Origin of the sequence: Chitinophaga sp. YR573, from assembly GCF_900110995.1 — a bacterium.
Classification (GTDB): Bacteria; Bacteroidota; Bacteroidia; order Chitinophagales; family Chitinophagaceae; genus Chitinophaga.
The window spans coordinates 260,957-282,060 of record NZ_FOJF01000001.1; the positions used below are offsets into that span (position 1 = coordinate 260,957).

Here is a 21,104-nt window from a genome sequence, read left to right on the forward strand (position 1 = left end):
GATTTATATGAAGGTACAAAAAAAATAACTCTTTGTCAAGCAACATTCAATACTATAGGGCGCAGAGCCACGCTCAGCAGTCATATATTAATTTAATTACATTCAGATATTCAACCAGTACACCAGCTTTATGACCAACGCCCTCGTTTTAATCGCCAAAGGCGCGGGCAGATAATTATCCGTATATACAATGAACAGATCAGATGCCGGACGATACCTCCACTGCAAACGCGTATTCAGATTCATATTCTTCAACTGCTCATTATACTGCATAAAACCTGTAAAGAAGAGCGTGTTGGTCATGGTAACATCCAGCCTGGGCCCCGCCAGCAGAAAGGCATTCCTGCCCCAGGGCTGCGGCAGGTGGATATCATTATAAGTTGTACTCAGCGCAATACTCACATACGGTTGAAAACGGTAGCCCAGCTCCCCGCCCAGTGTTAGTCGCGTCCCATCTGCATAATAACCGCCATAACGCCCGGAAAAAGAATACGTGAAAAGACTTTGCGGTCTGGATACATAATCCACACCTACTGTGTTCCAGCTATGCACAGTTCCTGTAGCCAGACTATCCTTCCCGGTATTCGTCGGGTCAAACGGCTGCAGCAAACGCACATAACTGTTCGTAGTCCATACACTCAGTGTATTCCGCTTGCGGAACACAATCCCATAAGACAACAACAACTCATTGTCTGTACGCTTCATATGCTCATCAAAGAAATTCGTTAGCTGCACCTGTGGCCCATGACTCAGCACTGGCCCTGCTTTTGGAAAGAACAAACGTGTTACCTGTGGCAACAACTTGATATACCCCTGACGGGGTACATACCCTACCTCTGCATTATAATTATGCCCTACATATTCATGCTGCCAGCTTATATTCCAAACCCTGCTGGTATATTGAAGATTCGCAGCATGTACCCAGTCGTGCCCTGTTTTACCCGGAGTCGCAGACTTCAGCAGCAATGCCTTCCCCGTCCAGAAATTATTGGAAGAGGCCAGGTTATACTCCATCCCCAGATTCCTGTTATAGCGCGAATACACAGGTTTATCTTCTGAAGGATGATAATTAATAGATTCCTTATTGATGAACAACAACCCCACATTCGACCTTGCAAACACCCTCCTTTGTAACGCGGCTACCGTAAAATTCTGGGAAGGCAGGCCCAGAGATGCCTCCGCATCCGTCTGCATATTCATCAATCCCATTCTCCAGTTCTTGTCCAGTTTACCACTCAGCCTGGCGCCAAAGAGGATAGGTACTCCCAACCCTATGCGCCTGGAAAAGAAAGGCCGGATAGTGCTGTACCCGAAGTTGGTGAACTGGTCCCCGTTCTCCAGGAAGAACTGCCGCTTCTCCGGGAAGAACAGCTCAAACCTGTCCAGGTTCGTTACCTGCTTATCTACATCTACCTGCGAGAAATCGGGGTTAACCGTCAGATCCAGGTTCAGGGAAGAGGTGACGGCTATTTTTGCATCTACTCCCGCATCTCCTCTGTAATGCTCCTTTTTCCCCGTTGTATAATCCTTGTTCACACCACCCAACAAATAAGGAATCACCGAAATATTAGGCCCGGGGTCTGGTGGTGGTACATCCCATTCCAACACACCGGTATAGGCTAAAGAAGCCGAAGGGAACTGCCTGGGGACTGGTGCCCAGCTACTCTTTTCTGTGGTTTTAAGGTCATTCCGGCCAAAATTGATCCCCCATCTGCTGATCCCCTTTTTATAACGGATCGTCTTAAAAGGGATCACTGCTTCAAAAATCCATTTATCAGGATAGTTCTTGACTACTGAACTCCATTTGTTATCCCAACTCAGATCAACCTTGCCCCCATCATACATAATCCCATCCCATTGGGCCCCGGCAGCATTTGCCCCAAAGGAATAACCATTGGTCTGGTCATCAAAAGGGTCCATGAAAAGCAGGAAATTATCATTTTTGAGAAAAGCGAAATCCCTTCTTAAGGATTCTACCATATAAGGCCCCGGCGCCCCGTTATAGTTCACCACCAGCAGGTAAATATGCTGATCGTCATAGGCCATACGTACATCTGTCCGTACATTGGCATAACTGGTATCCATAGGCAATATCATGTGGAAATCCGTAGCTACATCAGCAGCCTGCCAGGCCGGCTCATCCATCACACCATCGATCTTTACAGGAGAAGTGGCACGGCGTATATGCAGTTGAAAGGCTTCGTTCTTTTTTTGCGCTACAGCCACCAATGGAAATATAGGCAGGATAGCACAACATAGACGGGGAATAATTCGCAAAATGATGAGATTATGGTTCTGCTGATCAAAGTACAAAAAACAAATACCAATTCACAACCTTATCTTTGTGCCAAAGGAGAACGTATGCCGTTAGAAACTATGTCCAATGATCCACTTCATGGATTAACACTTGAGATGATCGTTACACATCTTGTGGAAAGTTATGGGTGGGATGAACTGGGACAACAAATCAGGATCAACTGCTTTACAAGTAACCCTTCTATCCAGTCCAGTTTAAAATTCTTACGCAAAACACCCTGGGCAAGGACCAAAGTGGAAGATTTCTACAAATACTCCATGCGTAAGAACAAGCTCAAATAATACTCTCAACTATTCATCAGTAAGCGCTTCCATAAAAGCAATAATCGCTTTCTTTTCAGTACTGTCCAGATGCAGCTGGTTAGTAGCCAGCGTCTGATTCGACAATGGCAATCCTATTCCATTACCTCCGCCCCTATCATAAAAATCTATTACCTCATCCATATTGCTAAATGCTCCATGATGCATATAAGGTCCCGTTACCGCGGCATTACGCACTGTAGGTGTCTTAAAGGCTCCCTCATAAAACCCTATTTTGAAAAAAGAATAACGACCATGATCCATATCTGTAACAGGATGTAATAAGTCTTCATTCATTGGAGTACCTAACACCTCAAATTCAGTCCGGTTATATAAAGGCGGTGTCAATCCATTAAACAACGGTGCAAAGTGGCAGGTACCACATTGCCCCTTTCCCATAAACAGATTAAACCCTTGTTTCTGCAAAGCCGTTAAAGCAGCACGATCCCCATTAATATAATGATCAAAAGGAGAGTTAAAAGGCGATAATGTTCTTACATAAGCAGCCAGTGCATGTACCACCGTATCCATGGTAATGCCCTTATATACTTTCTGCAGGCGGTGAATAACTGTATCATCATTAGCATCCATTTCCTGCCTGCTATGCATCACGGCAAGTACCTGCTCTTCCAGGCTCTTCACCCGTCCATCCCAGAACTGTGAATATTGAAAACAGGCATATAACAAACCAGGTGTATTCCTGGGTAGTAACCCACTATCCAGCGCAACATTCTTCACTAACCCATCTGTAAAATGTTTATCCGGTTGATGACAGGTAGCACAGCTGCGTGTATTATTCCCGGATAAAGCTGTCTCAAAAAACAGTCGTCTTCCTAAGGCACTGTCTCCTGTATTTTCTCCACCAGGAAATGCAGCTTTCCTCAAAGCATTCTTACCAAACAACTGGTCTTCATCCAATGCCGGAGTACTATGCACATCAAACCCCTTAGCATGCATAAAATCACTCAACTGCCTTTCTAAAGGCAAAGCATACTCCACTAAAAAAGTTAACCGGTCAAACTTATCAAAATCTTTAGCACGTCGCAGATAATCTATCGCTTTCCTCAGAGAATACCCTATACTGTCACTGGCAGTCGTATAAGGCAGCACCACTTCGTTCACTGCTTCCATAGCAACCCTGGACTCCTCTATTCCGCTCTTCAGTAAAGGTGCATCATAACCCGAAATATACAGGGTCATAATACGGATCAGCTCCAGCTTCACACTCTCAAACACCTGCCCGTCCGTAGCAGAGAAGTGATATAACAACGAAGGCAGATCAGCAGCCGTATTAGCCACTACCTCTGCCTGCGCCATCAGTTCCTTTTTCCTGGAATACACCGTAGAATCATACAACAATGATTCTATCTGTTGTAATCCTACCGGAGCTTCATACTCTATATAAGGTTCATCTATTTCATACTTGGGTGGAGAATTGAATACATATGCCTCACTGGCAAAAAAGTATTCCATAAAAAACGCCAGCTGTTTATAACTAACTCTGCATTCGCGCAAAGCCTCTTTAGCACGGGATAGTGTAACCGTATCATTTGCATCTATCTGTGCAATAGCCTGCTGCATAGCAGTAGCCTTTGCACTGAAAGTAACCTGTGTCTTTTTCACGTAATCAGTGATACGTGTGGGCGTCCCTCCCGGTAAAGCCAGCGTCATAGCCGCAAACAGGCAAACACCGGAAAGGACAAAAATTATCTTCATTTAGTAGCAATGATGGTAAAAGAATCTTTCACACAACTCTCTTTATCTTCCACAAAATAAGAAGATGTTCCCATCTTTGGTGTAATAGTAATACTACGTGTATTCGTTACGTGATCACTCCATTTATAATTGCCTGTAAAAGAGGCTGTCAGCGTAATCTGCTCTCCTGCTTTCGCCTTAATCACCTTATGCTGGTTTACTTCTTTCATCATAGTAAAATGATCTCTGATCACTCCATCTGCACAAATCCATTTGAGGTCCAGCCTGTTACCCTGCACTTCCAGTAAACTGGCGCCACCTTCTGTAGCATTGGAATACTGCATCGCATTATGCGGGAAAGCAGGTTGTGTACCGCCCAGCTTACCGGATGAACCAGTCACTACATACACAGTACCCCGACCGCTTGCATCCTTTACATACGGACAGGAATTCTCACTGCCATCATATAAACCGGAAGAGTTACTAAGATTATGTAACGCAGCGCTGAAAGTAGCCTCCTTACCATAATGCCCCTTCATTAAACGGGAACGCTCATAATCATGACTATGCCCGCATAATACCAGGTCCACACCATACCGCTCTAATATCCGGATGAAATTCTCTCTGATAGCAGTCAGTTCATCTGTATCATCAGAATTATGAGAACCCATGGTATAAGGAGGATGATGCCAGTAAGCCACTATCCACTGTTTGTTTTTATTCGCTTCCAGATCACGTTTTATCCATTGTACCTGTGGTCCCAGTGTATCATACAAACGATACTGGTTCTCTTCCATCCCATAAGAATCCAGTGATAAGAAATGGATATTACCTACATCAAAAGAGTAGAAAGCCTGTGTATTGGAAGCTACTCCGCCGGACTCTCCATGTGTTGGCATAGAGAAGTTCTGGTAATAAGCTGTCTGATGAGTCTTTTGCGCCATCTCAACAGCTCCCGGGAAATCCTTATCATTATAATCATGATTGCCTGGTGAAGGGAACATCGGATATTTCTTCAACAGATCATCCTTATAGATATTAAAAAACTTAGCCTGAAACTCTGCATCTGTTCCACTGTTATAAGCATTATCCCCTAACAGTAACCAGGCATCCATATAATTCTCACCCAGGTATTTCAATACAGACGCTTTTACATTTCTTTGATTCACGGAGTTATTCCCGCAATCCCCGAAAGCACCGATTCTGTATATAGCAGCTTTACCCGTCTCCGGCAGTGTATAAAAGTAATTCTCCTTATCTCCCTGCAAAACACCTGTAAAAGTACCAACGGTATAGTAATAACGGGTATGCGGCTGCAAACCTTTCACCGTAACAATATGTTCCGTACGTAAAATGGAATCATCCACAAACTGATCTGCCTTTTCAACGCCATAGCGTACCCTGCTGCGGGTAGCTACATCAGTACGCCAGCGCACCGTCATACTGGTTGCTGAACCTACCTGTAAATAAGGTCCACGGATCAACGCCGCCGGTGCCGCATCAGGATTATCCTCCTGTGCATTTGCTGTTATACAACCCATCATTAAACATCCCAACAGGAAAAGTCTCATCTGTGATTTTTTGTGCGAGGTAATCATTTTCAAACTATTTATCACAATCCTGGCTATGAAATTAATATTAATTGTTAACAGTGGTAACCTGCTATTTAAGATACCACATCAACGTAGTTGTCTGGTCGGCCCCCTGTCTTGCTACTGCAGATTGATACTGTAAAAGATTATAAGATTGTTCCGTTGTAGGATAAATATACCTGGAAGGGATACTGCGTATGGCAGACAATGGCCCTGGTACAAAAGCTGGATATCCTGTACGGCGATGATCAAACCATCCTTCTGCTCCCTTCAAAAATGAAGCTATCCACTTCTGTGTAATCAGCTGGGATAATGTGCCTTTATACACCACAGCCGGTTGATCCATATAAGTATCAACATCAGCTCCGTTCTGTTTCATAGAAGCTATAATACCTTTATAATAAAGAGAAGCCGCCGTTTCACCACTAACAGTAACAGCACCTCGCTGCACCGCTTCAGCTAAAATAAAACACTGCTCTGCATATGTCATTAAACTCGCCTTCAGCAAATCATTTGCATTCTGATAAAAGATAGCAGACAATTCAGAAATATGTGCTTCTCCCCCATTATAATCATAAGGAGCAGGGATGGCATTTGGTACACCTACATAGGTATTACCATCAACAGTATAACCTGTTGATGAAGTCACTGGCGCTACCCATATTGCCAGTCGCGGATCATTCAGAGATAATAATGTGTCCACTATTTCCTTACTTGGTTTATACTTATTCACCTCAGTTGCCTGGTTCAACAGATTCCCTCCACTCCAGCTATCAGCAGAAGTAATACCCAGGTATTTCACTGCTGCATTATCATCATTGCTTTCAAATAAAGGATACTTTGCAGGATCACTTAACATTGTTTGCATCGCTGTAAAAGCAGTAGCATCATGAGAAGAAATACGTAATAATAAACGAAGATGTAATGCATTCGCAAACTTGCGCCATTTCAGATTACTGCCGTTATACAATACATCGTAGGTACTATTGATAGCCAGGTCCGTATTCGCCAGACTATCATTGGCCGCTGTCAGCGTCTTCAGCAAATCCGCATAAATCACTTCCTGCTGATCATACTTTGGATGAACAATACCACTATCCTTCGAAAGCAATGCTTCACTATAAGGGCAATCTCCATACAGGTCTGTGATATACGCAAAGTTAAACACCCTGATAATCTGCGATACAGCCATATACTGTTTCATCCCGCTTTGCGCAGCCAATGCATACAACTGTTGATTAACAGACAGCGCTCCGTAATAACCATCCCAGCTCTCAGCAGACCATCCGAATAAATCATCTTCTTCATTCCTCACCTTGGTAATGTAACGCCCCGCTTCTGCAGGTTTCCCCATAAATGCATCGTACTGGTATGCATAAGCTGTTTTAATGAGGGCAGTGGATAAAAGGTACTGCGGACTAATAGTCGTTGCTGTATTGGGATCAGTATTGATCTCATCAAAATTCTTTGTACAGGCACTCAGTAATAACATCAGCACCAGTATATATATCGCTTTCATGCTGATAAATTTTAAAAGTTAAGACCCAGCTTAATACCATAAGAACGGGTGTAAGGCAATGACCAGCTGGTAGTACCCGGAGTAATACTTCCACTATTGATAGACATAGCCGTTTCAGGATCATACCCCTTCCCTGCTGCTGTCCAGCTAAACAGGTTCCTCGCTATTAATGACAGCGACAAATTTGATACCGGCCAGTGACCAAGTTGCTGCTTACTGAACAGGTATGTCAGACTCGCTTCACGCAACTTCACATATGTGGAGCTGAATGTATTGCGCGAATGCATCCTCCAGTAATAATCACCATAAAATGCTTCCGGGTCAGTGACGTTCGTATTCTTCACATAACCACCATTCCCATCAGCGATATAACCATCTTCTATCATTCCATCTGTGCGGTCTGTAGTACCGTCATTCCAGCTAACACCACCATGTTGTAAATCCCTTCCCTTCAATGTATTCACCGTACGTCCGTCAGACAACAGGTTCATATATACATAAGAGAAGAACTTACCACCCTGGCGCCAGTCTATCAGTGTATTTAAAGTAAAATGTTTGTAGGTAAAAGTATTGGTGATGCCCACCATGAAATCTGCATTATAATTCCCGATTTTGATCAGGTCTGTTGCATACTGGGAATGCCCTGTATTATCCAGCAGCTCCTTACCTTTAAATGGGCCATCAGGTACCGTCGTCCAGGTGTTACCATACATATCTCCTATCTTCTGTCCTTCCCTTATCTGGTACTGTATACTTTCTGCACTACCCTGCAGATAATTGGTGATGCCATCCGTCAGTTTAATGACTTCATTCCTGTTACGGGTGAAGTTGACACCAATATCCCAGATAAATTGTTTCGCTATTGGTGTACCATTAATACTTAACTCCCATCCCCTGTTACGGATCTCTCCGGCATTAATGATTTTAGCGCTATACCCGGAAGCCATGGTAGTAGGCGTTTGTATGATCTGGTTCCGGCTATCGGTAGTATAATAAGTAGCCTGTATTCCCAGTCTGCCCGAGAAGAATTTCAGATCTGTACCTACCTCATAAGAAGTAGCAATCTCCGGTTTCAGGTTATTATTTTTCAGCAATGAACTGAAGTTCGCCAGCTTCACATCTCCCCAATCTGGAGAGCTAAAATAGAAGCTATTATAAAGGCTGTACGGATCAGTATCTTTACCCACCCTCGACCAGTTCACTCTCAGTTTCGCAAATGATAATAATTTGCTCTGGATGTTGAACATATCTGATACAATCAGACTTAAAGAGGCAGAGGGATAAAAGTAAGAGTTGTTATTTGCAGGCAATGTACTTGACCAGTCATTCCTGGCTGTTAAATCCAGATATGCATATCCTTTATAAGCCAGCTCTCCCATGCCATATACGCTATTAATTCTTTTCTTTGATTTATAAGAAGCATTGGTAATAGTCCCTGCTGCCGCATTGGAAATATTATACACTCCCGGCATCACCAGTGCACCGGCTGTCTGCGAAGAAGTGTTGGTATGCTGGTCCATGCGGTTAGCACCCGCAGAAACAAAGAACGACCAGTCTTTCGCTAATGTCTTTTTATACGTCAGCAGGAAATCTGTATTCTGCTCACTGCTGAATATATTACCCACAGAATAACCGCCATAAGGATTCATAACCGAACTGAATGCGCGTTTACTCTCATCAGTCTCTGTATAAAAATCAAGGCCGGTACGTGCCATCAGGGTAAGGTCTTTCATCAGTTCCATAGTCACCTGTACATTACCGGTAAGGTGATTACGGGTATATCCGTTCGTGAGCTCATAAGCCACGAAATAAGGATTGTCTGTATTTCCTGCATCCTGTGAAAACTGTTGTAATCCTTCCTGTCCTTTTATCCAGTAATTTTTCAACTCTTTCGTGTTGATATTCGCAGGCATGGTATACACAATACTGCTGGAACTACCACGGTTAAACGTAGGTCTGTTATTACTATGGTTATTGGTGTAAGTGATATTGGAAGTCACCCTGATCTTAGGGTTCAATTCATAACCTGTGGCCAGGCTCAGCGTATTCCTTTCCAGATCGGTATTAGGTGTAATCCCTCTATTCTGCAGGTTTGTATAGGAAAGCCGGTAGTTATTACCAGACACCGCTACATTGCTTGTATACGTCTGTCCTGTGCGATAAAAATCTTTTACCCTGTTTGGATAAGATACCCAGTCAGTAGGTACCAGATCACCATTCGCATCAACAGGGCTATTCCACTGCAGATGTTTGGTCCCCTGGTCTAATCCTGGGCCCCATGAGGCTGTAGATAAAGTATTGGTAGGATCAATAGATCCTGTTGCATCTCCTGCACCATATTCATTCTGGAACTGAGGGAACTGCCAGGCTTTGTCAAACATCGCCGTAAAGTTCGCACTCACATTCAGTTCCTTCTTTTTCTTTGTGCCTGTTTTAGTAGTGATCAGCACAACCCCGTTCCCGGCCCTGCTACCATATAAAGCAGCAGCACTGGCGCCTTTTAATACGGTAATAGTCGCAATATCGTCAGGGTTGATATCAGACACCGGACTACCATAATCCACTGTTACCTGTCCTATTGGTTGTGAAGGCGCCCTGTTAGCTGATGCAACAGGCACTCCATCCACTACAAACAAAGGCTGGTTATTATTGGCGATAGAAGAAGCTCCTCTAATCGTGATCAGCACAGACCCACCGGGATCAGAACTGGCGCTCCTGATGTCCACACCCGCTACTTTACCAGACAATGCATTTACCACATTCACCTCTTTCACGGTATTCACTTTCGAGCCATCCAGTGTAGCTATGGAATACCCCAATGCTTTCTCCTCACGTTTCACACCCAATGCTGTTACCACTACGGCAGAAAGGTCTTTTACATTAGTGAGCAGTTGTATATTCAGCACACTGGAAGTACCTGCTTTTACTTCTTTAGCAACATATCCCATAGAGCGAAATACCAATACAGACTCCGCATCAGTGACTTCAATAGAATAATGTCCTTCCGCATCTGCCACCACTGTTTTTCCGGATGCCTTATCAGTAACAACAGCACCCGGAATAGGCTCTCCTTTTTCATTACTGATTAAACCGGATATTACCTGGTTCACCCGTGGACTGTTGAATGTACGTCCATCGGCTGTCAGTTGAAATAAGAGAATAACAGCCAGAATAATGTACCCGTTAAATTTAATGTACATAAGATATTTATAACTTTCTTTCTTAAGAAGTAATGTCTTTATTCGAAATAGATAAGGGGTATAAAAAACTATAGGAAGATAGAAAATATTTCAATTCACTTCTCTAAGTGACATAATAGATAAGTGTTGCCAGCCGTATAGGACCGGGTTTAGAACATGCAATATTCTGCAAAGCTATCAGATAACTTGGTTAGCTGGTAATAGAATCCATTATTTTTTTATTAACGCCTGCCTACAGGTAACCACACACTCATATCACTCTTCCCTCTGTTTGCCCAGGCATAATAAGGTATCCACCTTACTTTTATAGTCAAAGTACTATCATTCAATGTTTTATACAACTCCCTCCCCCAATCATTATGTAATAATCTCACATCCCCTTCTAAAGCCATCATATTCCCGCTATCTATTTTAAAGGGCTGCTGCTGCAATTTCACATCTGCGGGTATAACTATATCAGACAACTGCTGTCCTGCCTTTAAATCGACTGATTCAAGGCAATAAACCACCGGGCCACGCTTCACTGCTACCTGATTGCGGGTTTCCTCTACCAAAGGATTTGCCTCTATCAAAGTCGCCGGCATATCCAGTACCAGCTCTATCTTATCACCGGTCTTCCACTTTCTAAGCAATTTCGCATACCCGCCCAGCTTCACCTCAACCATTTTCCCGTTCACAGATAAAGAAGCCTTCTTACACCATCCGGGAATCCGCATAAAAATACCTGTTTCCTTAACCGGGGCCTCTTTCACAACAACAGCAATCCGTCCGTCCCAGGGATAATCCGTCTGCTGTTCTACACTGATAGCAGCACCATCTTTCAAAATAGCCTTCAGCACATTCCCCCCATACATGTCTATATACAGCCCATCATCAGACACACTATACATATAGTTACTGATCTCTGCAATCGTCCTCACAAGGTTAGGCGGGCAACAATTGGACAATGCGATATATCGTTCTCTCCCCCCGGACCAACGCAGGTTATAAGGATAGGATGCAGAAGCTGCCAGCGGATTCGTATAAAAGAATTTATCACCATCCATACTTACGCCACTTAACACACTATTGTATAAAGCCAGTTCTACCACATCCGCATACCTTGAATCGCCGGTTAATTCCAGCATACGCCGGTTCCACAACACATTCCCTATATTGGCACAGGTCTCATTATGTGCTGATAAATTCGGCAGCTGATAATCCTTCCCGTAAGCCTGATGAATCTTCTGCACGGTATCCGGGTTATAAGAAATGCCATCTACAGATACGCCATCATATAAGGCACCACAGCCGCCGGTGATATACATCTTCCGGAGTACCACATCATCCCACATCCTGTTTAAAGCAGATAACAGACTACTATCTCCTGTTTCCGCATATACATCCGCAACACCTGCGAATAAATAGTTAGCCCTTACAGCATGCCCTACTACGCGCTTCATATCCCTGAAAGGGACTCTGTCAGAATTATCATCTGTGCCTTCTGTTTTACCTCTTATATCAATCAGTTTTTCAGCAAGCGCCAAATACTTCTTATTTTCTGTAGTCCTGTATAGTTCAACAATACCCATGTAATGAGAAGGACAAATAGCATTTCTTGCCTGCTCGGGGGTAGCAGTATTATAAAAACCAATCAGGAAATCAGTTGCTTTCTCTGCAACATGCAATAGCGTAGTCTTGCCCGTGGCACGATAATGCACACAGGCGGCCGTCATCAGATGTCCAAAGTTATAGGCTTCGAAACTCAGCTTATCATCAAACATTTTTCTTTTACCACTCTGCTTTTGTTCAATGATAGACTTCGTATACACATATCCATCTTCCCGCTGCGCTTTTGCTATCACAGCAATAGCCTCATCCATCATCTTATCTAACTGAGGATCTTTTGTAACAGCATATAAACCTGCCACTGCTTCCAGGGTCTTATAAAAGTCGCCGTCATGAAAGGATGGTCCTTTGAAAGAACCGGTATCCAGTCCCGCAGCTATCTCAAAGTTTTTAAAAGAATGACAAAGTGTGGCATCGTGATAGGTAGCCCATAAATGTGGCACCATTGCATTTTTACATACGGCAAAACGTTCTGCCCAGAAACCTTTGGTCAGCTGTACACTGCCCATATCTACACTGCTTAACTTCGCATAAGGGCTAGCCAAAGTATTCACCAGTCCTTTCTGCGCAAAAGCAGACAGTGAAATCATTATCAGAAAAAAACTATTTCTCAGCCACATACTTTATAATATAATTTTTATTAGGCTCCATACTCATCTCATACCAATCTCCTTTACTATTAATAACCGCATTTGTACAAACCGGCTTCACAACACTTTTAAAACGCAAGGTACCCACTCCTTCTGCTGTTGTAATATTCATTTCTTTCGTACTACACTTTACTTCAATATTTCCTTTAGGTGTTGGTACATGTCCGTGTATCCATTGCAACCCACCTAATGCAGGCTGAATATCATACGTCCCATAACCCGGAGAAGTAGGTTTCACACCCAGGTAATACTTTCCCAGCAAATAAATAGGGCTCGCACCCCAGGCATGACAAAGGCTTTTCCCAAACGGCCTTCCATACATAGCATAATGTTCATCACCATGTAAATCAGGCTTATATTCTTCCCAGAAACTGGTAGCACCCAGTTTTAACATCCCACCCCAGTAATCTTTCATCTCCCGTAACACATACCCCTGCTCTCCCATCACACACAATGCTTCCAATTCATAAAACCGCATATACGGAGTGGTGATTTTCTGAATACTATCATTTAATAAAACAGACTTCTTTACAGACTCCTTTTGTTGCTGGTTAAAGTAATCAAAGAAGATAGCAAACATATTAGCATAACGGGTTACGTTCTCTGTTTGCTGCCCGTTCACCCGGCTATGTACCAAAGCCTGCTTTGTTTCATTCCAGTAAAAAGAAAATAATTTAGCCTTTAACTCAGCAGCATACTTTTTATATCTCTCTGCATCCGTTTTTTCATTGGCAATATCCGCACAAAGTGCCATCGTTTCTAAACTCCGGCAGAGCAACAGTTGCTCAAAACTTACTGCCCCTTTTTTACTTAACTTATCCGCCCAGTCGATGAATATCCAGTCGCCAGACATACCTACCATCAATCCTTCTTTATCTCTTCTGCCTAAACAATACTCCATCAGTCCCTGCATCCTCGGATAAAACTGTTTGATGAAAGTCTGATCTCCTGTATATAAATAATAATCATAAATCCCCAGGAACCAGTAGAAGCTATAATCCATGATAGTATTGATATGGCTTGTTACAGGATCTTTTCCTCTCAGGGCCAGCAAGGTTCTGGATACGGTTTCATTATCAAACCAGAGATAATAATTCATCAGATAACTCTGATAAGCATCCCCACTCCACACCCATCTGTCCCGCTTAATCCCATCCAGGAAAAATTCTCTTGTATTGAGCTGAAAAGTATACTTTGCTACTTCATAAATCCTGTTGATTTCTTCATCAGAACATTTAAAATCTCCCTTTGCTTTTACATCTGCATATTCATATAACATGGTAACAGAATCTATACTGATATTCCCATCTGTTACTACATTTACATAACGGAATGCTTTAGAATCAGGCATGGTAGAATCCTTTTTTGATGAAAGATCAAAGGATAATTTATCAAGCGTTTCTGCGCCTTTTTCACTTAATGCTTCTTCTTTACTTTCTCCATAATACAGTGTAAGATTGCCTTTCCCTTTTACACCATGCAGTTGAATAAATCCAAATGTTTCTTTACCGAAATCAATCAGTTTACTTTCTGTATTTACAGGCCGTTGGGCTATAACAGGTAATTTAAAAGTGGATGGAGGATGAGTGGGATCATTTAAATTCCAGTGTCCTGCATACAACCATCTGGTAGCGGAGATATCTGATGCATTTCCTACTTCATCAATCCACACTTTATCTTCAAAAGTAAGCTGCCATCCAGCATCGGAAAACACTGTTTTACCAGATACATAAATAGCTGGTACATTAGCCTGGTTAAAAACTTTTATATTGATTCTGTGTTTTCCCGCAGGCACTGTTATCTTTTGGGGAGTACCTTCAATGAGCTGTCCATCCAGCCTGACGTTATAACGCCCTTCTGCATAAATGTTAACATCTTCAGGTTGGGAAAGTGTAAAGTCTTTATGGAAATCTACTAATGCATAATGGCTGTCAATTTTCCAGAAGACAGGTGAGAGTGTACCTCTGTCTGTACGACGTTGTTGTACCTGATTACTCAGATAGATCTCAAAATCCCCGGGATACCATATCCAGGTTGCTGATTGGGCGAAGGAAGAAGTACAGGATACAAGGATAACAAAAAGAAGAATACTATTTTTCATAACAAGGATTTCTATAACTAGATAATAAAACTATGCTTTACTGTACATAAGGATAAATATGCTTTATTTTTTCTGCGAGTAAATACCTGTAAGGTAATTCCAACCCTGCCGCAGCTTTAATACTATCAGCTACCTGCGGACCATTATTCTCCCACACATTACCAGGCCCATTCGCATTCTGCAAAAACTTCTCAGAAGGACACCAGTTATCTTTCACCGTATAATAAGAGGTTCCTTCATCAGTATACAGATAAAACCAATGAGCAGGGATATGCGCATAAGGCGCTTTATAAATACTATCCACATAATTACCACTGATAACAGAACCCGGCTGTGCAGACAGTGTATAAATACCCGCCACATCATACATATGCCTGGCATAATGATGAATCTTATTCCCCAGCACTTTATTATTACTCATTACATTAATAGTCTTTGTCCATCCCCAGCCAATACTAATTCCGGAATAAGACACTTCACATATTTCATTATGTGTGATCGTTACATCTTTCACATAACCCACACTAATTCCCAGCGTACCCCAGTCTTCATTTGTAACATCTGTTACCAGGTTATTACTTATCTGTATATTACTACACACCTCTCTTACATCCAAAGGCAGATAAGGCAAATGTACTTCTGTCGCCTCATCAGAAAACACGCCCAGCTGAATCCCTGTACCTCCAATATCCTTAAACAGGTTACCCCTGATAATATCCTCATGATTCCCCCTCTTATAATCCAAACCTGTAGCAGCCAGATGTTCAAATCTACATCCCTCAAAAGCAGTATGCCAGGTATAAGATGCTTCTACTGCAGCAGGTGGCCGTCCCACCCATGCCTGGTTTTCAAGTCCCGCTTTATCCGGAGTACCAGGCACTTGCAGCTTATAAGCATCCAGCAGATACATCCCCGATTGTAAAGGCACATGCCCCTGTCTGGAAGGACGCAGCCATCCCGTATGTTCAAAAGAAATCCCCTTAAAAGAAACGTACGCCACCGGATGATCAATAGTCCCGCTCATCTTTACCAATGTTTCCAGCACCGGTGCTACCACTGTAGCCGTTGACAAATCCTCACGCGGCCAGTAATACAATTGCTGCGCCTTTGTATCCAGATACCATTCCCCCGGCTCATCCAGCAACTCCGGTGCATTCGCTAAAAAGAACCCGGAATTCCCCGACTCTTTCGAGATCCATGGTGCAGGCCAGGGATGTTCTGATTCTATCTTACTCTCCGGCTGATAAAATGACAGCAACGCACTATCTCCCTGCACACGCATCCCCTTCACTCTGAGAACAGCCACTGCCCACCACTGATGAATCAGCATCTCTACACCCTTGATACTACGCAACCCGGGCGCAGGTATCCAGCATTCTTCCGTCTCATGATTCCAGGAAAGAATACGCTGCATACTATCCCTGGCACGTACCGCCTTCTGACCATTCACCCAAAGCTGCCTGCAATTCAATTCCCCGGGTACATCAGCCACCCACATATTTCCCGTTTTAGCCCGTTTCCAGCCTTTTACTACTATAGATCCGCTGAATACTACTTTCCCGCCTTCAGCAGCCTCTATTATCGTCGGGCTATCAACCGTCCCGCTATCTTCCGGACGAATAAATACCGGCTCATACAAAAAGTATGTTCCGGCTCTTATAATAATATGTATCCCTCCTGCTATAGCAGGATCTTTCAATCTTCTTAATTCTCTTGCAAAACGTAATGCAGCCGGTAATGTGGCAAATGGTTTTGTGGCTGTACCATCATTTTTATCATTCCCATTCAGTGATACATAAATATCCGCAGCACAGGCATATTGCATTGCCAGCAAACAGGTTATAACAAACACTAATCTCATTTATAAAACACTTTCAGCAACTGATCAAATCCATGGATCGCATTGGCCGGCAGTTTCTCTCCCTTTTCCCCAAACACATACATGGCAGACTCTTTCTCTATGGTTACTTTCGACTCATCCAGTGCATGCAGATCCAGGCCCAGGTATTTAGCCATAAAGTCATACACTGCCTGTCTCTTGTTTATTCCAAAATCATGGCCTTCCGCAGGCAGATGCACATTAGAAACATTCCCGCTTTTATTATAATAGCCATACACCTTCTGCAGATAAGGGAAATCATGCTCCGGTGTCTTATCTGTCCAGTCCTGCCCGTCACTTACCAGCAGTTGTGGATGTGGCGCTGCCATAGCAGCAATCTCCACATTGTCTGTCCTGCCGCCACAGGCATGAATGGGCATTCCGCTTTCACAGGGACATCCCCCATAGAAATACGAGCTGATAGCCACCACAGGAGCACTTACCTTTATACGTTCATCAATCGCCGCTACCAATACCGTATGACTGCCAGCACCGGAACCACCGGTAATGCCAACTCTGGCAGTGTCTGCATCACGCAAAGACAAGAGGTAATCGAGAATGCGGATAGTGCCTAACGCCTGTATCGTCATCGCCAGGCTCTTACGATGGTCTGGTACTTCGAATTGCAGAAGGGACTCTCCCCACGCAAACAGGTCATAGCTGAATGCCATTGCTCCCATACGTGCCAGTGAAGCACAGCGGTACTGGCAATCGGGTCTGTAACGTTGCTTCTCCCAATGGCCATCCGGATTAAGAATGACGGGGATCTTTCCCTTATAATGGGCAGGTTTATAAAGTGAACCATTGATGTACACTCCCGGCAGGATTTCAATAGCGATATTACGTACAGTATAACCATCAAATTTTCTCTCCGGAGTAATAATAGGTGCAGATGCAGGTGCAGCAGGTAAAGGAGATAGCTGTAGCGCTTCCAGTATACAACCTTTCAATTGTTTCTTTCGCTGTTCCCATTGCTGTATATTACTGTATTGCGCAGCAATCCTGTCTAGTTCTGCCCATCCTTCTGCTACAGGCCAGCGATAATATTCATATTCACCCAGCTTATAAACAGCCTCTTTCTCTTTCTTTACTTTCAGGTCCAGCGGTGTCAAAATGTTATCCAAAGTAGCTTCCAGGGTAGGACGATAACGCCAGTCGGCATACAACACCCATTTATTCTCCACCTGTGCAGGTGAGTACCTGATCTTTATACGGAATCGCTGTTCAATATCAGCCAGCACCGCTGTAAGCGGTCGCTTATAAGCACTATCAGAATTTTGCTGCGCGTACAGGCATGACATGCCCAACAGTAACAGACAAAGGGTTAATAAGATGTTTTTCATAACATGGGTAATCAATAAGTGTAAGTTATACAATAAAAATATTACTTCCCGGAAAAATCAAAATACAATACTATCTGTAATGCCCTGGAAGGATCTTTCTCATAATCGTAAAAGATGTTCTTCATACCCATAGGGCCGGTAGTCTCATTACGTTGGGTTTTAGTACCGATACTACTGATACCCTGCATAAAAGAAAGGTCTCCACCAGGAAATAAAGGTTCATAATTATGCCACTGATCCGTTTTCCAGGCAGGTGTAAACAAACGTAAAAACAGGTCTTCTGTTTCCGTATATACTGTAAACGGCTGTGTGGTTGTAATAAACTTACACCAGTACATGTTTGCATGGTATCCTTTAAACTCAGGATAATGCCAGCTCTCACCGGTTTCCGTATTATTATAATCCTTATGCCATACCCCAAAACGGGTACCTTTCAAACGATTCTTCCATACCCTGTAAGGTCCGTCCCCCATATACTCCACTGCGCGTATTTCCTTTTCGGGAAAAGAGAAATTCACCCCGTCAAATGAAGTAAAATAAGCAGCAGGAAAATATCTCACCATCATCTTCACAATACCGGAAGGATAAACGGTCCATTGTAAAGTATTATAATGCAGCTTATCAAGAGCAGAAGAAATTATGAGCTTATCCCCTTCAAAACGATGTGTAAATCCGTTGAAATTGTTCTCTCCTTCCTGCAAGACAGGGCCATTACCAAAAGGGATCACCACATCATTATTCCTTACTTCTTTTAATAATCCATGCTTAAACAATAATCTGATCTTCCCCACAGCAACCAGCCACAAAGAATCCTGCTCTTTGATCTCCACACGTCCCTTAGTCAGGGTATCTACTTTTACCATATCCGCAGGACTCGCAACCGGAAAACTCCATGTAAAAATCTCACGCTGATATCTATCCTTTACTGTTACATACAACACATCATAAGCATGCCAGTCTGCCGGCAAATTCAATTGTAACACGCCTTTTTCAGAAGGTAATAAATGTGGTGCTATTGCCATCCCCTGCACTTCTCCGCCATCAAACTTCTTTAGCGTCCAGGAAAAACTACACTGATCTGTATTCGTAAAATAATAACGGTTTTCTATATTCAGTCGTCCATCAAATACTCTTGTTATTTCCTTCCGCTCAAAATAAACAGGGCTCCACACTTCTTTAATCGTAAAAAAGCTGCCCTCCTTCTCATGATAAGGCCCTACAATACCATCTGCGGCTCTGTAATGATCCGTATCCAGTGAATCATGTAAATCCCTTCTAACAATACCCTGGTCAACAAAGTCCCATAAAAAACCACCTGCACTCAATGGGTTATGCCACATCTTCTCCCAGTAATCTTCCAATCCGGCCCCATGCCCGCCATCAAACTGCCCATGCAAAAATTCTGTAGGCATCACGATCTCTCTTCCATTTTCATAATTGCCGATACCATAATTGTATTCGCGGTAATGCTGCGTCTCAATCCCCCCAAATAACTGCCAGGGATGCACCACGGGGCGCAACTGCGGATCTGACAAAGGGAATAAACTATCCAGGTCAAAATTATGCCCCCCTTCATTTCCATTGGCCCAAAATACAATACCGGGATGGTTCACATCATGTTCCAGCATCTCTTTTACCAGCTTAGTACCTATCTCCGTATCATAATGCCCGTGCCATCCTGCCAGTTCATCCATCACATACAATCCCAGCGAATCGCACATATCCAGGAAATGTGCATCAGAAGGATAATGCGACATACGTACCGCATTCATGTTCATTTCTTTGATCAGTAATACATCTGTGATGCTGATATCTTTACTCGTTGTCCTCCCGCTTTCAGGATGAAAAGAATGATGATTCACTCCCTTGAATTTAATCTTTACACCATTCACGTATACCCCATCTCTTGCCCGTACTTCCACCGTACGAAAACCAAAGCGCTGCTCCACGGTATGTAATACCTGTGTGCCATCCAGCAAAGAAATCTCTGCCCTGTATAAATTCGGGAACTCCGAAGACCATAACTGAATGTCTTTATATACAGTATGTATCTCTTCCCCCACCATCTTCACTACAGGCTCTCCTATCTTATTGCAGGACATATCATACAACTGCACAGACACCTGTTTTGCCTTCTGTTTATCCAACACCAACCTTGCAGTAAAAGAGCCGTCTGCCTTCGCATCAATAGCCACCTTCTCTATATGATCAGATAATGGCAATGCTTCCAGGTACACCGGGCGAAAAATTCCACCAAAGATCCAGAAATCGCCTTTCCGTTCTGCCTCATTCACGGATGCATTCGCAGAATGTTTATCCACCTTTACCTCTAACAGGTTATTCCCTTGTTTTAATAACCTGGTGATATCATACTTAAACGAATAAAACGCTCCCTGATGCACAGCACCAGCTACCCGGCCATTCACCTTCACCAGTGCATCTGTCATCACTCCCTCAAAAACAATATTGATCTTTTTATTACTCCACGAGGCAGGTACCTTAAAATTGTACCTGTACAAACCGCTTTCCTTTCCTCTTATGCTGTCTTTGGCAAAGCCATAATCGTATTTACCAAAACCCTGTAATTCCCAGCAGGAAGGCACCGGTATAGACGTCCATTTGCCGGCATTACTGCCATCAGTACAATAAAATTCCCAGTTGAGGGTATGGTCACTGCCTGTACCGGAGAGATACTGCAATTCCGTAGACTGTCCAAAGGTTACATGGAATACCAGTAACAGCACTACAATATTTAGCTTTTTCATAACCCCCTCAAATTAAATAAAAAAAGGTGCAACTTTCTCTGCATCCTTAATTAACTGTTTATCAAACATTTAAAAACTTAGTATTTAACTAGATTTCGGGGAGTGTTCGGGGAGTGTCTATACGTAGAACATACGT

The 21,104-nt window shown here is 43.1% G+C and carries 11 protein-coding genes; 1 reads left to right on the top strand and 10 read right to left on the bottom strand.

Translation table 11 applies throughout. The annotated features are described in order from the left end of the window. Nucleotides 1-102 precede the first annotated feature (102 nt). On the bottom strand, nucleotides 103-2,277 hold the full coding sequence (locus BMW86_RS01175; protein WP_255372823.1) for a carbohydrate binding family 9 domain-containing protein: 2,175 nt from the start codon (nucleotides 2,275-2,277) through the stop codon (nucleotides 103-105). 12 nt (nucleotides 2,278-2,289) lie between these two features. Here BMW86_RS01175 and BMW86_RS01180 point away from each other — a divergent pair, with 12 nt between their 5' ends. After that, nucleotides 2,290-2,598, top strand: coding sequence for a VF530 family protein (locus BMW86_RS01180; protein WP_255372824.1), 309 nt, complete (start codon nucleotides 2,290-2,292; stop codon nucleotides 2,596-2,598). Between the two features lie 9 nt (nucleotides 2,599-2,607). Here the strand turns inward: BMW86_RS01180 and BMW86_RS01185 are convergent, their stop codons facing one another. The 9 genes from BMW86_RS01185 to BMW86_RS01225 all read right to left on the bottom strand — a co-directional run bounded on the left by BMW86_RS01185 (nucleotide 2,608) and on the right by BMW86_RS01225 (nucleotide 20,968). Then, a complete protein-coding gene (locus BMW86_RS01185) occupies nucleotides 2,608-4,332 on the bottom strand; it encodes a cytochrome-c peroxidase (protein ID WP_218149089.1) in 1,725 nt (574 codons plus the stop codon). Continuing rightward, nucleotides 4,329-5,882 (bottom strand): purple acid phosphatase family protein, encoded by a 1,554-nt coding sequence (locus BMW86_RS01190; RefSeq protein ID WP_089783513.1) that lies wholly within the window; start codon nucleotides 5,880-5,882, stop codon nucleotides 4,329-4,331. The genes BMW86_RS01185 and BMW86_RS01190 overlap by 4 nt, the downstream gene beginning before the upstream one ends. A gap of 91 nt (nucleotides 5,883-5,973) precedes the next feature. Continuing rightward, nucleotides 5,974-7,422 carry a SusD/RagB family nutrient-binding outer membrane lipoprotein gene (locus BMW86_RS01195; protein ID WP_089778166.1) on the bottom strand — a complete coding sequence of 483 codons (1,449 nt, stop codon included), beginning with the start codon at nucleotides 7,420-7,422 and terminating at the stop codon, nucleotides 5,974-5,976. Nucleotides 7,423-7,433: 11 nt separating this feature from the next. Further along, the gene (locus BMW86_RS01200; RefSeq protein WP_089778168.1) at nucleotides 7,434-10,622 is read right to left on the bottom strand and encodes a SusC/RagA family TonB-linked outer membrane protein; all 3,189 of its coding nucleotides are present in this window, start codon (nucleotides 10,620-10,622) and stop codon (nucleotides 7,434-7,436) included. Nucleotides 10,623-10,843: 221 nt separating this feature from the next. Beyond that, nucleotides 10,844-12,820: an aceric acid hydrolase gene (locus BMW86_RS01205; protein WP_255372825.1), complete on the bottom strand. Its 1,977-nt coding sequence runs from the start codon at nucleotides 12,818-12,820 to the stop codon at nucleotides 10,844-10,846. A gap of 13 nt (nucleotides 12,821-12,833) precedes the next feature. After that, the gene (locus BMW86_RS01210) at nucleotides 12,834-14,981 is read right to left on the bottom strand and encodes an alpha-L-rhamnosidase-related protein (protein ID WP_089778172.1); all 2,148 of its coding nucleotides are present in this window, start codon (nucleotides 14,979-14,981) and stop codon (nucleotides 12,834-12,836) included. Nucleotides 14,982-15,018: 37 nt separating this feature from the next. Continuing rightward, nucleotides 15,019-16,842: a right-handed parallel beta-helix repeat-containing protein gene (locus BMW86_RS01215; RefSeq protein WP_089778173.1), complete on the bottom strand. Its 1,824-nt coding sequence runs from the start codon at nucleotides 16,840-16,842 to the stop codon at nucleotides 15,019-15,021. Continuing rightward, nucleotides 16,839-18,203 (bottom strand): alpha/beta hydrolase family protein, encoded by a 1,365-nt coding sequence (locus BMW86_RS01220; RefSeq protein WP_089778176.1) that lies wholly within the window; start codon nucleotides 18,201-18,203, stop codon nucleotides 16,839-16,841. Before BMW86_RS01220 ends, BMW86_RS01215 begins: the two co-directional genes overlap by 4 nt. A 41-nt stretch (nucleotides 18,204-18,244) precedes the next feature. Further along, nucleotides 18,245-20,968: a glycoside hydrolase family 2 protein gene (locus tag BMW86_RS01225; protein WP_089778178.1), complete on the bottom strand. Its 2,724-nt coding sequence runs from the start codon at nucleotides 20,966-20,968 to the stop codon at nucleotides 18,245-18,247. Between the last annotated feature and the right edge of the window lie 136 nt (nucleotides 20,969-21,104).

Bases quoted from the DNA above. Each gene is read 5' to 3' on its own strand.
- BMW86_RS01200 (WP_089778168.1), bottom strand. From the start codon at position 10,622: ATGTACATTAAATTTAACGGGTACATTATTCTGGCTGTTATTCTCTTA.
- BMW86_RS01205 (WP_255372825.1), bottom strand. From the start codon at position 12,820: ATGATTTCACTGTCTGCTTTTGCGCAGAAAGGACTGGTGAATACTTTG.
- BMW86_RS01190 (WP_089783513.1), bottom strand. From the start codon at position 5,882: ATGAGACTTTTCCTGTTGGGATGTTTAATGATGGGTTGTATAACAGCA.
- BMW86_RS01220 (WP_089778176.1), bottom strand. From the start codon at position 18,203: ATGAAAAACATCTTATTAACCCTTTGTCTGTTACTGTTGGGCATGTCA.
- BMW86_RS01195 (WP_089778166.1), bottom strand. From the start codon at position 7,422: ATGAAAGCGATATATATACTGGTGCTGATGTTATTACTGAGTGCCTGT.
- BMW86_RS01215 (WP_089778173.1), bottom strand. From the start codon at position 16,842: ATGAGATTAGTGTTTGTTATAACCTGTTTGCTGGCAATGCAATATGCC.
- BMW86_RS01225 (WP_089778178.1), bottom strand. From the start codon at position 20,968: ATGAAAAAGCTAAATATTGTAGTGCTGTTACTGGTATTCCATGTAACC.
- BMW86_RS01185 (WP_218149089.1), bottom strand. From the start codon at position 4,332: ATGAAGATAATTTTTGTCCTTTCCGGTGTTTGCCTGTTTGCGGCTATG.
- BMW86_RS01180 (WP_255372824.1), top strand. From the start codon at position 2,290: ATGGTTCTGCTGATCAAAGTACAAAAAACAAATACCAATTCACAACCT.
- BMW86_RS01210 (WP_089778172.1), bottom strand. From the start codon at position 14,981: ATGAAAAATAGTATTCTTCTTTTTGTTATCCTTGTATCCTGTACTTCT.